11 protein-coding genes and 3 tRNA genes are annotated in these 14,251 nt (G+C 49.2%); 5 read left to right on the top strand and 9 right to left on the bottom strand.

Annotated features, from left to right (window positions below):
- The first annotated feature begins 39 nt into the window (after positions 1-39).
- The 5 genes from ileS (at position 40) to PHW53_01130 (ending at position 6,426) form a co-directional block, all read left to right on the top strand.
- Positions 40-2,958 (top strand): isoleucine--tRNA ligase, encoded by a 2,919-nt coding sequence (ileS, locus tag PHW53_01150; protein ID MDD4995060.1) that lies wholly within the window; start codon positions 40-42, stop codon positions 2,956-2,958.
- A gap of 180 nt (positions 2,959-3,138) precedes the next feature.
- Positions 3,139-4,689, top strand: a complete 1,551-nt coding sequence (locus PHW53_01145) for a protein kinase (protein MDD4995059.1) — start codon at positions 3,139-3,141, stop codon at positions 4,687-4,689.
- A 125-nt stretch (positions 4,690-4,814) separates the two neighbouring features.
- Positions 4,815-5,369 carry a Holliday junction branch migration protein RuvA gene (gene ruvA, locus PHW53_01140; GenBank protein ID MDD4995058.1) on the top strand — a complete coding sequence of 185 codons (555 nt, stop codon included), beginning with the start codon at positions 4,815-4,817 and terminating at the stop codon, positions 5,367-5,369.
- Position 5,370: 1 nt separating this feature from the next.
- On the top strand, positions 5,371-6,348 hold the full coding sequence (locus PHW53_01135) for a peptidoglycan bridge formation glycyltransferase FemA/FemB family protein (GenBank protein MDD4995057.1): 978 nt from the start codon (positions 5,371-5,373) through the stop codon (positions 6,346-6,348).
- A 6-nt stretch (positions 6,349-6,354) separates the two neighbouring features.
- A tRNA-Arg gene (locus PHW53_01130) sits at positions 6,355-6,426 on the top strand.
- A gap of 119 nt (positions 6,427-6,545) precedes the next feature.
- Here PHW53_01130 and PHW53_01125 read toward each other — a convergent pair.
- The 9 genes from PHW53_01125 to PHW53_01085 form a co-directional block, all read right to left on the bottom strand.
- Positions 6,546-6,878, bottom strand: coding sequence for a hypothetical protein (locus PHW53_01125; GenBank protein MDD4995056.1), 333 nt, complete (start codon positions 6,876-6,878; stop codon positions 6,546-6,548).
- Complete coding sequence (locus PHW53_01120) at positions 6,875-7,513, bottom strand: hypothetical protein (GenBank protein ID MDD4995055.1); 639 nt, start codon at positions 7,511-7,513, stop codon at positions 6,875-6,877. The genes PHW53_01125 and PHW53_01120 overlap by 4 nt, the downstream gene beginning before the upstream one ends.
- A 22-nt stretch (positions 7,514-7,535) precedes the next feature.
- Positions 7,536-7,621, bottom strand: a tRNA-Leu gene (locus PHW53_01115).
- Between the two features lie 26 nt (positions 7,622-7,647).
- A complete protein-coding gene (gene polX / locus PHW53_01110) occupies positions 7,648-9,402 on the bottom strand; it encodes a DNA polymerase/3'-5' exonuclease PolX (protein MDD4995054.1) in 1,755 nt (584 codons plus the stop codon).
- 55 nt (positions 9,403-9,457) lie between these two features.
- Positions 9,458-10,414 carry a permease gene (locus PHW53_01105; GenBank protein MDD4995053.1) on the bottom strand — a complete coding sequence of 319 codons (957 nt, stop codon included), beginning with the start codon at positions 10,412-10,414 and terminating at the stop codon, positions 9,458-9,460.
- Positions 10,415-10,484: 70 nt separating this feature from the next.
- Positions 10,485-10,560: transfer RNA gene (locus tag PHW53_01100), tRNA-Gly, on the bottom strand.
- 109 nt (positions 10,561-10,669) lie between these two features.
- On the bottom strand, positions 10,670-11,059 hold the full coding sequence (locus tag PHW53_01095) for a four helix bundle protein (protein MDD4995052.1): 390 nt from the start codon (positions 11,057-11,059) through the stop codon (positions 10,670-10,672).
- Between the two features lie 61 nt (positions 11,060-11,120).
- Positions 11,121-11,609 carry a transposase gene (locus PHW53_01090; GenBank protein ID MDD4995051.1) on the bottom strand — a complete coding sequence of 163 codons (489 nt, stop codon included), beginning with the start codon at positions 11,607-11,609 and terminating at the stop codon, positions 11,121-11,123.
- Positions 11,606-14,029, bottom strand: coding sequence for a lamin tail domain-containing protein (locus PHW53_01085; GenBank protein MDD4995050.1), 2,424 nt, complete (start codon positions 14,027-14,029; stop codon positions 11,606-11,608). Before PHW53_01085 ends, PHW53_01090 begins: the two co-directional genes overlap by 4 nt.
- Positions 14,030-14,251 lie beyond the last annotated feature (222 nt).

Below are 14,251 nucleotides of genomic sequence, written 5' to 3'. Positions count from 1 at the left end.
TTAAAATCCCTGTATAAATCAGGTAAAATTTTGCTAGTTATGGACAAGAAGTCAAAGTTCGCGGAAATGGAGGAAGCGACCCTGGATTTTTGGGATAAGGGAAAATTTTTTGAGCGTTCAGTCAACGAGCGGCCGGAAGACCGCCAGTTTGTTTTTTACGACGGTCCGCCGTTTGCCACGGGTTTGCCGCACTACGGCAATCTGCTCGCCGGCCTGATCAAGGATGTTTTTCCGCGGTACAAGACCATGCGCGGATTTCGCGTGCGCCGCGTCTGGGGCTGGGACTGCCATGGCCTGCCGATTGAGACAATGATTGAAAAAGAACTGGGTTTGAATTCCAAAGACGAGATTGAAAGTCTGGGAATTGATAAATTCTGCAAGGCGTGCCGCGATTCGGTGATGCGCTATGCCGAAGAATGGAAGCGCATCGTGCGCCGCACCGGCCGCTGGGTTGATATGGAAAATACCTACCGGACAATGGATAATCCATTTATTGAATCCGTGTGGTGGGTTTTTTCGGAATTAAACAAAAAAGAACTGGTGTACAAGGATCGGCGCGTGTCGCATTATTGCCCGCGCTGCGCCACGCCGCTCTCCAATACCGAAGTCGGAGTTGATACGTATAAGGACGTTGAGGATCCGGCGATTATTGTAAAGTTTAAACTTAAAAATGAATCTAATACGTATCTTCTTGCTTGGACGACGACGCCGTGGACGTTGCCGGCAAACGCCGCTCTCGCGGTTGATCCGGAGATGAATTATCTCCGGGTAAGAATCAAATCAAACAATGAAACATATATTTTTTCTGAATCGCGAAAAAATGAAGTTCTGAAAGACATTGTTTATCCGATTGAAGATGAGGATGAAGAAGAAATGAAAGTTGAATTTTTGGGAATCGTGAAGGGCAAAAAATTATTGGGCTTAGAGTATGAGCCTCTTTATAATTTTATTAAACTTGATAAAAAGGCACATTTCGTGATTGCCGGCGATTTCGTGACCGCAGATGAAGGTACGGGCATTGTGCATGTGGCGCCCGGATTCGGTGAAGTAGATATGGAAGCCGGTAAAAAAGCGGATCTTCCGGTGATTGTAACAGTCGATGATCAGGCAAAATTCTTGCCAGAAATTACGCCGTGGGCCGGACGGTTCGTTAAAGACGCGGACGAAGATATCATGAAAGAGCTTGAAACGCGCGGCGCGCTTTTTAAGCGCGAGACATGTGTGCACAGTTATCCACATTGCTGGCGCTGTAAAACACCGCTTATTTATAAAGCCCAAAATGCCTGGTTCGTGAATGTGACGAGCCTAAAAGCCAAGCTTCTTAAAAATAACGAGCATATAAACTGGCGGCCGGAGCATATTAAGAAGGGTCGTTTCGGAAAGACGCTCGAGACTTCGCCGGACTGGTGCGTTTCACGGACGCGTTACTGGGGCGCGCCGATTCCGGTCTGGGAATGCGCGGCCTGCGGAGCGCGCGAGGTAATCGGGAGCGTGGCCGAACTCGGCGAAAAGGCGGAGAATTTTCGCGAAGGTACGGATTTGCACCGGCCGTTTATTGATGAAATAAAAATTAAATGTTCCTGCGGCGGAGAAATGAATCGTATCCGCGAAGTTTTTGACTGTTGGTTTGAATCCGGCTCAATGCCTTACGGCCAGGCGCATTATCCTTTTGAAAATAAAAAATGGTTTGATGATAATTTTCCGGCGGATTTCATCGCCGAGGGGCAGGATCAGACGCGCGGCTGGTTTAACAAACTGCACGTGCTCGCGACCGCGCTTTTTAATAAAAATGCTTTCAAGAACGTGATCGTGAACGGCATTGTGCTTGCCGAGGACGGTAAAAAGATGAGCAAGAGCCTTAAAAATTATCCGGACCCGTGGATTCTCTTTAATTCGTATGGCGTTGATTCAATGCGCTATTATCTTTTTTCTTCTCCGGCGATTGAAGCGGAAAATTTGAATTTTTGCGAAAGAGATGTGGCGGAAATTGAACGCAAGGTCTTGATGCTCATCTGGAATGTCTATAAGTTTTATGAACTTTATGCGGCCGAAGATACTCAAGGCGTAGATGAGCCTTCTGACAATGTGCTTGACCGCTGGATTATTGCGCGTCTTGAAAATTTAATTGCCGAGGTCACGACGTCATTAGACAATTTTAGTTTAATAGAGGCGAGTCGTCCGATTGTCGGATTCATTGATGAGCTTTCAACCTGGTTTGTGCGCAGGAGCCGCGACCGTTTCAAGAGCGAAGACAGGGATGAAAAGAAAAAAGCGGTTGCCACGCTCGGCGAAGTGCTCGTGCGGCTCGCGCTCGTCATGGCGCCGTTTACTCCGTTTATCGCTGAAGAGGTTTGGAGAAGTGTGACCGGACGCGCCGCCGATTCCGTGCATCTTGAGGCATGGCCCGAATCGCGTAAGAATTTAATTGATAAAAAATTGCTCGCTGAAATGGAAGTCGTGCGCGCGATCGCGAGCCGGGGCCTGGAGGCGCGCGCCGTGGCCGGCATTCCGGTGCGCCAGATTCTGGCAAGCGTTAAGGTAAGCCTTAATGACGCGAAGCTCGCGGACATATTAAAAAAGAAAATCGAACTTCTTGATCTCGTGCGCGACGAACTCAATGTTGAAGCGGTTGAAATCGCAGCCGGAGGAAAGGACGATATCGCGGTTGAACTCGATACCGTGATTACCCCGGAGCTTGCCAAAAAGGGACTGGCGCGCGAAATCGTGCGGCATGTAAATTCGCTCCGGAAGAAAGCCGGGCTCACCATCAACGACCGGATCACTTTATATTACGACACAGAATTCGCCATGGCGCTTGATGTTTTGCGCGATATGAAAAATGAAGTTATGGCCGATGTTCTGGCCGACGATATTCGCGCCGAGAAAAAAGAGCTGGCGCACGCCGAAATCTGGCAGAAAGACGGGGAGGATATCTGGATTGGAATAAAGAAGAAGTAAGAATTCGGACAAGAGAACGTTTAAGGTGGAGACGTCAGCCGCGGCTGGCGTCTCCGCTTTTTGGCTAAACCCTTGACAAATTCGCGATTTTGTGGTTAAATATAGGGTCTTGCGGATTAGTTTTGTCCGCCAGATTTAGCATAAAATGAACCTTACAACATAAGAAATAGGAGGAACGCCATGTTCGTACCGGATAAGGACGAGAAGGAAGACTATGAGATTGCCAAGCAGTTCGTCGGTAAGATAATAGAAAAGAGATACGAGATGGCCGAGGTCCTGGGAATCGGCGGCATGGGATACGTGCTGCGCGGCCGCGATACGCGCCTGCAGCGCGACGTGGCGATTAAGATACTCCGCCGGGAACTTTGCGGAAGCGACGTGCTCATCCAGCGCTTCGCGAACGAGGCATACGCCATCACGCGGGTGAAAAACCACCCCAATATAATCGAGGTCTACGACCGCGGCGAGTACGTGATGGCCGGGTCAAAATGGTTCTATCTCGTAATGGAGTACCTCACCGGGCTGACGCTTGACGATCTCATGAATGAGCAAGCGTCATTTCCGGCGAAAGAGGCCTACGCTTACATCTCTCAGGTTCTCTTGGGGCTAGCCGCGGCGCACGCGGTCGGCGTGGTGCACCGGGACCTGAAACCCGGCAACATGATGATCGTTGATCCGGCCGGCCAGCCGCCGCGGCTCAAGATTCTGGACTTCGGCATCTCGCGGCTCTTCGGCATCGACGGGATGGAGGACTCCAAGCTTACGCGTGCCGGCATAGTGTTCGGTTCACCGCACTACATGTCGCCCGAGCAGGCGCGCGGGGACATCGAGGCCATGGGCGCCTGTTCGGATATTTATTCCGCGGGCATTATCATGTTCCAGTTCCTGACCGGTGATGTTCCCTTTGATTCAAAGCTGGGGTGGCAGAGGATCGTGGCCATGCACCTCGAAAATCTGCCGCCCGTGCCAAGCTCGATCCGGAGCGACATCTCGCCCGAGCTGGACGCGGTGATCCTGAAGGCGCTCGCCAAACGTCCGGAGGACCGCTGGCAGTCGGCTGAGGAATTCCGCCGCGCGCTGCGTCTGGCAATCTTCGGAGAGCAGGAGCATGCGCCGCGCACCACGATTCCGCCGAAGATCAAGCTTCGGAATGGGGACAAGATTTTGCCGGCCGAGGAGGGGCTGCACATGGAGAAGACCAGGCCTTCGGGCATGATGCCATTGCCCGAACCGCCGACAGGAGTGTTCTCCGTTCCGGAGCCGCCGGTGCCGGCGCCCAAGCTCATCATCACCGAAGGCGGCAGCGTGAGAGCGATGAAGCCGGAACGAACCAAGGGTCTGTGGTACGCGATGATCGGATTCGTGGCCATGATCGTGCTCGCTGGTGCCATGATACTTTTCGTTCGCAGCATGAGCAGCGAGTCCATGAATCCGAAATCGCCAACCGTGGAGGCGCCGCTGCCCAAGATCGCGTCTGAGGAAGCGCCACCGCCTGCGCCATCGGTCGAGGCGGCTTCGGAGGAGACGGCGCCGGTTCCAATCCCGGCAGTAAAGACCAGCCTCTCGCCGCTCGATAAGGTAGTGTGGAACGGCATTAAGCCGCAGCTCGCGCATGGCACGGCCGGTTGCCGCAAAGCACTGCCGTCGCTCCGCAAGCTCGCGGGCGACAATCCCGACTTTTCCGAAGCGCAGGAAGCACTCAAGAAGTGCAACGCGCTCGTCGGAAAGTGACCTTTTCCCGCTTGAGACATCTGTCTCGAGCGGGAATTTTTTTATTTATCGTGTAGGGTTCGCATTTATGCGAACCCTACACTTCAATTTGATTTTGATGACGTTTTTTGATAAGATGAACGCGTATGATTACGTATGTTGACGGCATAATTAAAGCGAAAGGCGCGAATTATGTGATTTTGGAAAACGCGGGAATCGGGTATCAGATTTTTTTACCGGTGAAATACGCGGCCCTGATTGCCGAAGGCGAAAAAAAGACTTTTTTCACGCATGAATATCTGCGCGAGAACAGCCGTGAACTTTACGGATTCGCGACGCGTGGGGAACTGGAATTTTTTTGGAAGCTTTTGGATATTTCCGGCGTGGGCCCCAAAATGGCAATGAACGTGCTCGCGCTCGGGAGCCTCACGGATCTTGTCAAAAATATTGAAAAGGGCAACGTTGATTACGTGAGCCAGGTTTCGGGCGTGGGAAAAAAGACGGCGCAAAAAATTATCATTGAGCTTAAGGGCAAGTTGGATCTTTCGGCCGAGGGCGAGGAGGAGCATGAAGTGGTTCAGGCGCTTAAGAATCTTGGGTACACGAGCGCGCAGGCGCGCGACGCGGTGCGCAAAATTTCCGAGGAAGTGACGGACACGGGCGACAAGGTGCGCGAGGCGCTCCGTTATTTAAGCAAATAGAATGGAAATTGAGTTTATTGAAAAAAAAGAAACATGGGACGGATTGGTTGGGGAGATTAAACCCAGCCAATTTTTGCAAATCTGGCAGTGGGGCGAATTTCAGAGGGCACTCGGCCGCGGGGTTTGGCGTGTTAAAATTTCGCGCGGAGGTGAGACGCTCGCCCTCGGACAGGCGGTGCGGCACGCATTGCCGTTTGGCAAGTGTTATGTATATTTTCCGCGCGGGCCGCTTCTTACGCCGGCCGGCCGCAATCACGCGCCGGAAATCATTGCGGAATTAATTAAAAAAATTCGCGGGTTCGCGCCGGGCGCGATTTTCGCGCGGTTTGAAACCCCGGACTATGCTTATCCCGGACTGGCGCTCCGGAGATCGCGCGATGTCCAGCCGAGCCATACCACAATGCTGGATCTTGAAAAATCCGAAGACGAGATCTTAGCGGCCATGCATCAGAAGACCCGTTATAATATCCGGGTCGCGGAAAAGCACGGCGTTGCGGTGCGGGCGATGAGGGAGGATGAGTTTGAAAAATTTTGGGAGCTCATAGCCGCGACGGCGGAGCGCGACGAGTTCCGCACGCATCTCAAAGATTATTATAAAAAAATGCTAGAGATTCTTGGCGAGGAAATGTGCGATGTTTATTTTGCCGAACTTGGGGGCAAGATACTCGCGGCGAATTTCATGATTCGTTCAGGCGAAATCACAACCTATCTGCACGGCGCGTCATCGAGCGAGGACCGCAACACAATGGCGCCGTATCTTCTGCACTGGGAAATGATAAAGCGGGCAAAAGCGGACGGATATAGATATTATGATTTTTGGGGAATCGCGCCAGAGGGGGCGCCGGCAAATCATCCCTGGGCCGGGATTACGAGATTTAAAAAAGGTTTTGGCGGAGTTGAAGTTTCATACAGCGGTACGTTCGATCTGCCGCTTGATAAATTTTGGTATTTTTTGTATAAATTGAAAACAGGAAAATAGATTTACGCGCCCGTAGTTCAACGGATAGAATGTCAGCTTCCGGAGCTGATGATAGAGGTTCGATTCCTCTCGGGCGCATATAAAAAATCCCAAAATATGTTTGGGGTTTTTTTTGTTATTTTTTAAAAAAAGAGCCCCGGGTAGAATTGGATTCTATGGGGCCATTAGTGTCATGTTCGTATTGACGAGATTGTGAGTCAATGATGACTCTGGTCGGAGTCGAGCGTCGCCCGGCTTCCGCCGATGAACAGAACGTGGAAGTAGCTGCCCCGGAGTTTCTCCAAGATTTCGTCCAGGTCGGGTGCGTCTCCGTAGCCTTGTGGCGTCGGGATGACGCGCTGATCGTTCACCGGCTTGCCCTGGAAAAGGTGATTTCCGTCCTTCAGGCCCACGTACCAGCCGCGGTTGAACTCGCACTCCTCCAGCGCACAGGTGTTGGGACCGCCAGTGGGAAACGCCGTCGCCTTGACTGGAGGATCGAAGCGGTAGTACTTCCCAGGAACGAGGTCCTGTGCTTCTTTAATCTTCAATCTAATTTTTTCAAATTAAAACTGCTAGCAATATCGGAGAATGTTTCCTGATACTCTGCCCAACTGCCCTGGAGAGTATTGAAGGATATTACCCAAACATCATCACCGACGCCTTTAATTGCTACCATTAAAATTTTAAAATCCACTCCCTGCTGAGTCAGGTTCACCTCAACCGCCCGAGCCGCTTTTCCATTTATCGTCGTATCATGCTCTTGAGCAAAAACAGCATTGGAAATGGTTTGCCGCAGCTGACTTTCGACGTTTTGCAAATATTCGTTTAAATTTTTTCCCTGCAACGTATCATAACTTACGGCAAAATAACTTCTAAAATTAATCTTCTGAGCCGCAGGATCGTTGAGTTGCTCGTCGGCATTAACGGCCATTGCCGAAGCCCCAATCGCAGGAGCAGTTTGCCGCCAGCCCGTAGGGAGGTTGATTTCAAAGTCATCAGTTACCAATTTATTTTGTTGCTGTTCGGGATTCGCTTGATTGTTTACTTCAGATTGACTTGATGGCACAGTATTTTCGATAGAGTTGATTGATGATTTATTTTTTTGAACAAAATAAAAACCAATTATTATTGCTATGGTGATAACGATGATGATTAAAATGAGAATTACGATTTTATTTTTCATAGTTTCATGATTATTTATTTACTGGTGCCCGGGGAGGGAGTCGAACCCTCATGGAATTTCTTCCAGCGGATTTTAAGTCCGCCGTGTCTACCGTTTCACCACCCGGGCAAAATGACAATTAACTTCATTGAAGTCTAGCGGTTTTTTCTTAATCTGTCAATCCTTGCCTTTTTAAAGTATTCAATCAATTTCGCGGCGGTCATGGTGTTTAGAACGTCGCTTGATTTGGCCCAGCCGCGGCGGGCGGTGGCTTCGCCGAGGGCGATGTATTTTAAGTGGTCGGTTTGATGCGCGTCGGTATCAATCACAAGTTTTACGCCGGCTTCAACGGCCGCTTTCACATAAATATCTTTAAGATCCATGCGGTCGGGATAGGCATCGATCTCCAGGGCAATGTTGTATTTTTTCGCGGCTTTGATAATTTCATCAATATTCACGGCATATTCGGGCCGGCGGCCGATGATGCGGCCGGTCGGATGAAAGAAAATATTAACATAAGGATTCTGCATGGCGGCGACGATGCGTTCGGTCATTTCTTTTTCGTTTGAGCTAAATCCGGAGTGCACGGCCACGGAAACGATATCAAGTTTTTTTAGAGCCTCGTCGCTGATATCCAGCCTGCCGTCTTTTAAGATATTAATTTCCGCGGATTTCAAGATGCGGAAGTTTTTTATTTTTTTGTTGAGCCGGTCGATTTCGCGCGCCTGCCGCGCGAGCCCGCGTTCATTAAGCCCGCCGGTCATGGCGAGTGTTTTGGTGTGGTCGGTGACGGCGATGTACTCGCGTCCCAGGCGTTTGGCGGCTAATGAGATTTCCTCAATCGAGTTTACACCATCGGTCCAGTCGGTCTGGGTCTGGAGATCCCCGCGCACCGCGCCATATGGCAGGAGGCGGGGGAGACGGTGGGTGCGGGCGGCTTCAATCTCGCCCAAGTCTTCGCGAAGTTCGGGCGGAATCCATTCCAGGCCGAATTTTTTGTAGACTTCCTCCTCGGTGCGGGAGGCGAGATTTTTTTTACCCTTGAAGATGCCGTATTCATTCATTGTCCAGCCATGTTCAACCGCCATGCGCCGGAGATGCACATTATGGTATTTACTGCCCGTGAAATGGAGAAGTGCGGCGCCCCAGGACTGGCGCGGCACGACGAGCAGATCGGCGTCAATTTTTTGTTTGAGCCGGACAAAAGCGCGGTTTTTTCCGAGCTCAAGCACGCGCGCGACATCGGGCAGATGGATGAATTTATTAAGAAGTTTTTTTGGATTTTCGGTCACGGCGACCATGTCAAAATCCTTGATAGTATCCTTGCGGCGGCGGATTGAGCCGGCAAGTTCAAAATGCGTGACTCCGGGCACCTGGAGCATCTCGCGCTTGATTTTTTCCGCGAGCGCTAGGTAGTGGCCGAGCACGACGCGGCCGCGGCTTTTTTTCAGAAATTCCAGGCCAGCTAAGATATTCTGTTCGGTTTTTTCGCCGAAGCCCGGTATTTTCGCGATGCGGTGCGCCCGCGCGGCGCGCTCAAGGCCATCGAGGTTCCTGATTTTTAGTTTTTGATAAAGAGTTTTGATGATTTTCGGACCCACGCCTTCGATCGCGGTGAGTGCCACGACATCAACCGGGAATTTGCGCCGAAGATCAGCAAGATATTTCAGACGGCCGGTTTTCAGCAGTTCAACGATTCGCAGAGTCATGCCGGCGCCGACGCCAGGAATGGCATCGAGCGCTTTTTCGCCGCCTTTCTTATATATATCGGCGACTTCATCGCTCAAAGAATCAATTACCTGCGCGGCATTTTCATAAGCGCGCGGCTTAAAAGGCACGTCTTCCATGGTAAGGCGTTCGGAAATTTCTATAAATATATCGGCGATTTGTTTGTTGGTGATATTCGGCATGGCTATATTGTATCAAAAAAACAGCCTTTTTTATATGGCCGTTTGGATGGGCAATCTATTTTAGTATAAGATTAAACAAATATCCGGTAAAGATAATTCCTAGCCCGACAATTGAAGCGTAAATGAAAATTAGTTTTGTTTTCATGATGCGCTTCAGTATCATGAATTCGGGAAGCGATAATGCGGTCACAGCCATCATGAATGCCAAGGTCGTACCAACCGCAACTCCCTTTTCGGCCAGAGCATTAACGACTGGGACCACTCCGGCCGCATTGGAATATAGGGGGATGCCGATCAGGGTTGCGAGTGGTACGGCATACCATTTATCGGCACCAGCGTATTGCGTTAAAAAATTTGTCGGAACATATCCGTGGATCCAGGCGCCCAGCCCAATGCCGATAATAACATAGAACCAAATTTTTTTTATGATTCTCCGGGTATAGCCGCATGCGTACCGAATTCTTTTCCGCCAATCTATCCCCGTTGGATTTATTTTATTTTTTTCTTCAACTGCCATATTTTCCAGCAAATGTTCGACCGGCAGTTTACCGATTATTATTCCGGAAATAATAGAAATAAGTAAGCCGCTTAAGACATATAGCCCGGCGATTTTCCAGCCGAAGGTGCCGAATAGCAGAATAAGCGCCACCTCATTAATCATGGGTGATGCCACTAAAAAGGAAAATGTTACTCCGAGCGGTACGCCGGCTTCAATGAAACCCAAAAATAGTGGTACGGCGCTGCAGGAACAGAATGGAGTTATGATGCCGAACAGCGAGGCGAAGATATTACCGACAAATTGATTTTGGCGCGACAAAATATCTCGGATTTTTCTCGAGGGGAAAAATGAACGCAGTACAGAGACGGCGAATATAATGATTGCAAGCAGGATGAAAACCTTTATCGTATCGTAGACGAAAAAGTTTACGGCTAGGCCGGCATGAGATTCCGGCGCGAGGCGCAGAACAGCGAAAGAGAGCCAGTCGGAGAAAAGTTTTATCGGATAGAACATAGTATTTATATTATAATGCGTTGCTTGTAAACAAGCAAAAACGGCCATCTCTGGCCGCTTGGAATATTTTTGGAGCGGGCGACCGGATTCGAACCGGCGACCTTTTCCTTGGCAAGGAAACGTTCTACCAACTGAACTACACCCGCCCGCAAGATTATTGTATGGAAATTATATATCAAGACTCTTTTGTTGGCAAGAGGGGGGTGACGCCGCCCAGGGCGGCGAATTTTTGATTTTTTATTTTTGAATTTTTAATTAATTTTGATTTTGGAGTTTCGAATTTACCCTATTTTTTATAGTTGCAATTATTCTCCCAAATATTAATATTAATTCATGCATCTCTTGACGCAATTGTGAGATTTCTTTGCTTTTTTCTGGACAACATTCGCTGATCATGCGGAGCCAATGCATAGTTTCTTGCGATTCTTTTTTGCAAATGAAGATTTTATTTACAAAATCACGCTTAGAAGATGCGGAATTTGCTTCCATATAATTCGCACCAACGCTGGTAGCTGAACGTATGAGCTGTGATATTAGAGGATTTATTATTATATCGTGTTTAATATTTTTACACATTTTGATTGTGTCAATACCCATAACCGCCGTTCTTTCTTCCAAATTATATATTTTATTTTTATTAATCATAATTTATTATTCAAAATTGAATCAAAATTCGAAATTTGTAATTCAAAATTTGGTAGGTATTTTAGGCAATCGGCTCCATCTCTTGCCAGGCATCATAATCGCAGACATTCTGAGCGAACGAAGAATATGGCCAGTCTTCGGGATCGTCGACAAAGCCGTGCTTCACCGGATTATTAATAATGTAATTAATATGATACTGCAGCTCAGCGTCGCTTTGGATGACGTGCTCCCAGACGCGCGATTGCCAGGGATTGGCATTCGGCAGTTCGGCGGCGGGATGCAAAAGGCGCCAATTGTTAGAGAAACCCCATTCCAGAGAGTGAAGAATTTCCGGGACCGAGTAAAATTCGCAAGAGAGTATCAAGTGAATATGATCCGGCAAAATAACGTAAGAGATAATTTTTACATTTTTTATGGCCTGAACTTCTTTCATGGTTTGTTGAAAAAGAATAATATTTTTTCGTTCAGCAAGAAGTGGTTCGCGGCCCTTGGTTACGGCAGTAACAAAGCAGGTGTCACCAGGAAGCGATTGGCGTTTAAATTTTTTCATATTCCCTCCTTTTTATTTTTTATTAATTTTTTTAATTTTTTGATGTTTGCGGCGCCGGCGGCGACCAGGATGCCGAGGGGGATAAGGCCGGCGTAATTTGAGCGTTTGCGCTCGGATGTTGCGGCCGGACTATTCTCAGTCGCCGCCGGCGCCGGCTTATCTTCATTGAAAACCAGAATATCATTTAATTCGCGTGTTTCTAAGAAAAATCCGTCTTCGGTTGCAAGCAGAATTCCGGTCGCTGAAGCGCGCGCGCCAATTTCAAGAGTGGATGAGTTCTTTGTTCTATTTTTTGCCAGGCCAACTTTTATTTCGGCGCCGTCATCGAGATAAAAGTATGATTTTTTGGCTTCGGTAATTTCGCCGCTAATTTTTACTAGGCCGCCGATGTTCTCCGAGCCGATTTCCGAAATGCTGAGTTCAATTGCTTTGATTTGACCGGAATCGATTATCGCAATATCGTCTTTTGTTTTTATTTTGATGCGCCAAATATTCTTAAATTGCGATAGTTCGCCGTTAATCTCAATATAATCGCCGACTTTGAGTTCGGGAAAATCTTTGCGGTATGAATATATCTGAACGCCGTGGCCTTCTTCGTCGCCGGCAAAAAAATATTGTCCCGAGAAATGCCCGGGCGCGGTCGCAACGAATGCTTTAAGGATTATTTTGTCCCCGACTTGCCATTCGTAGGCTTCGTCAAATCCGGATTCTTGCGGCTGGACTGTCGCATTGAGTTTGGATTTGCCAGGCTCGGCCTTTTTTTCCGATTCGGCGGATTCTTCGGCCAGCGGGGCGGAGATGTTCTCACCGCCTGGAGTCGGCGCTTCGCTCACCTGCCAGACGCCCGGATCCATCCGGGCCAGGCTTGCGCCCTTGGGCGGAGAAGAGAGATCGGTAAGATAATCAACGCGGTCAATCAAACCGCCGGACGGATCAAATATGGAAATAATGTCGCCGTCATTATTCAGCCGGCCGCGCGGCGCAAAGATTGGCAAATATTCGAACGAATTTATTTCACCGCTAAGATTTGTGGGAGTGCCGCGTTCGTCAGTGATGTGCCAGCTATCCAAAATAATTTTTTGCGTGCTAGGATTATAGATTTCAATCCATTCCACGCCGCCGGAAGGGGGATTGCTCATGAATTCGGTGATGATCATGGTGCCGGAAGCGAAATTCAATGGTTGAGATATGGGCACTTCGATTGTTGCGGTTGAGGTTTCCGGAGTGATGATTGGCGTTTCGGGAGTAACAATCGTTGTTGTAGTCGGCTGAGGTTCGGGCTCGGATTCTGGTTCGGGCGCGCTGATTTGGTTTTCTCTCCCGGGCGTGGGCGCGGTGGTGATTTTAAAATCCTGAAAGTCATTATCCGTGTCCGCGGCCGCGGGAGACCGGGCCAGGGACTGGCCCCGGCCCGGGCATGGAGCATTGTCGCCTACATCCTCGTCTTGCCAATTTCCGTAAGCGACCCGATCAATGATTTGTTCATTATATTCGATATATATTTTATCGCCGCCGTTATTTAGTTTTGCTGAATTCAGGACGTATAGCCAGTAGCCGGGTTCAATCTCGCCGGAGAGACTTGCGATTCGTCCGGCGCCGTCCTCGAGTGACCAGCCGGCGAGATCGGCGGTTGAAGTTGTGGGATTAAAAAGTTCAATCCATTCACTACCTTCGGCTGGATTGGGTAAAATTTCATTGATTAAAATTTTTGGCGGTAGGACAAGAGGCGTCGTGGCGGGTGTATCAACTGGATTTGCCGGATCGACCGGGTCGACGGATGGCGGATCGGCCGGAGGATCGGCGGGTGGCTCGATGGGCGGTTCAACGTAAGCATTGTCAGCGCCCGGAGTCGCGAGATCGGTGTTTTCGGGCTTGATATTCGCTGAGGAAGTGGCTGTAAACCAACATTCCCCAGCGCCACCATTCCAGCAACCGGGACGACGGGCCATTGAGGCCTTGTTTTCATTGTCGCCAGAGAACGGCGCTCCCATGCCGTCATCCGCCGCGTCAACGGTTGCGCCATCGGGGCCGCGAAGGGCATAATACGCGTCCGAGTTGGCGAGCGATATCGAAGCGGAAAGATAATCCGCCTCAATATTTAAAATTGATTTTTCGTTGGCCGGTGAATAATTGGCGACAACAAAAAATCCCAGCGCCGAAATGGTGGAATTCACTGGAAGAATTAACGAATTTTTATTTGTGGCCGCGCCGGCAATTTCCCAGCCGCTTATATCAATCGGTTCATTCGTGGTATTGTAGAGCTCGATGAACTCATCGGCAATAGAAAGCGATGAGCCGCTCCAGAAAATCTCATTAATTATCACGCGCGGCGCTTCCTCGGCGCGCGCGGGAATATTTTGAATAAATAAAAATGTCGGCAGTGTGATAACGATGATTAGCGCGATTGTGATGGTTCTCATATTTCCTCCTACTTTTTTCTTCTGATTCAATCATAGCACGAGGTATAAAAAAATCGCGTTCGCGATTTTGTCAAGTTCTGTCAGAAGTCTTTGGCATTAAGAAGTCGGTGTAACTGACGGCCGACAAATTTACTGATTAAAATTCGCGGCTCTGTAAAATATATCCGACATGTCAGAGACTTCTGACTTTTTTTGTGGATATCCGACCCTTGACAGGATTGG

The organism is Patescibacteria group bacterium (assembly GCA_028710985.1).
GTDB lineage: Bacteria > Patescibacteriota > Patescibacteriia > JAHJFT01 > JAHJFT01 > JAQTTB01.
Note: the sequence above shows the minus strand (reverse complement) of the source record. Positions and strands in the feature narration are given on the sequence as shown.

Bases quoted from the DNA above. Each gene is read 5' to 3' on its own strand.
- ruvA (MDD4995058.1), top strand. From the start codon at position 4,815: ATGATTACGTATGTTGACGGCATAATTAAAGCGAAAGGCGCGAATTAT.
- PHW53_01105 (MDD4995053.1), bottom strand. From the start codon at position 10,414: ATGTTCTATCCGATAAAACTTTTCTCCGACTGGCTCTCTTTCGCTGTT.
- polX (MDD4995054.1), bottom strand. From the start codon at position 9,402: ATGCCGAATATCACCAACAAACAAATCGCCGATATATTTATAGAAATT.
- PHW53_01095 (MDD4995052.1), bottom strand. From the start codon at position 11,059: ATGATTAATAAAAATAAAATATATAATTTGGAAGAAAGAACGGCGGTT.
- PHW53_01145 (MDD4995059.1), top strand. From the start codon at position 3,139: ATGTTCGTACCGGATAAGGACGAGAAGGAAGACTATGAGATTGCCAAG.
- PHW53_01090 (MDD4995051.1), bottom strand. From the start codon at position 11,609: ATGAAAAAATTTAAACGCCAATCGCTTCCTGGTGACACCTGCTTTGTT.
- PHW53_01085 (MDD4995050.1), bottom strand. From the start codon at position 14,029: ATGAGAACCATCACAATCGCGCTAATCATCGTTATCACACTGCCGACA.
- PHW53_01135 (MDD4995057.1), top strand. From the start codon at position 5,371: ATGGAAATTGAGTTTATTGAAAAAAAAGAAACATGGGACGGATTGGTT.
- ileS (MDD4995060.1), top strand. From the start codon at position 40: ATGGACAAGAAGTCAAAGTTCGCGGAAATGGAGGAAGCGACCCTGGAT.
- PHW53_01120 (MDD4995055.1), bottom strand. From the start codon at position 7,513: ATGAAAAATAAAATCGTAATTCTCATTTTAATCATCATCGTTATCACC.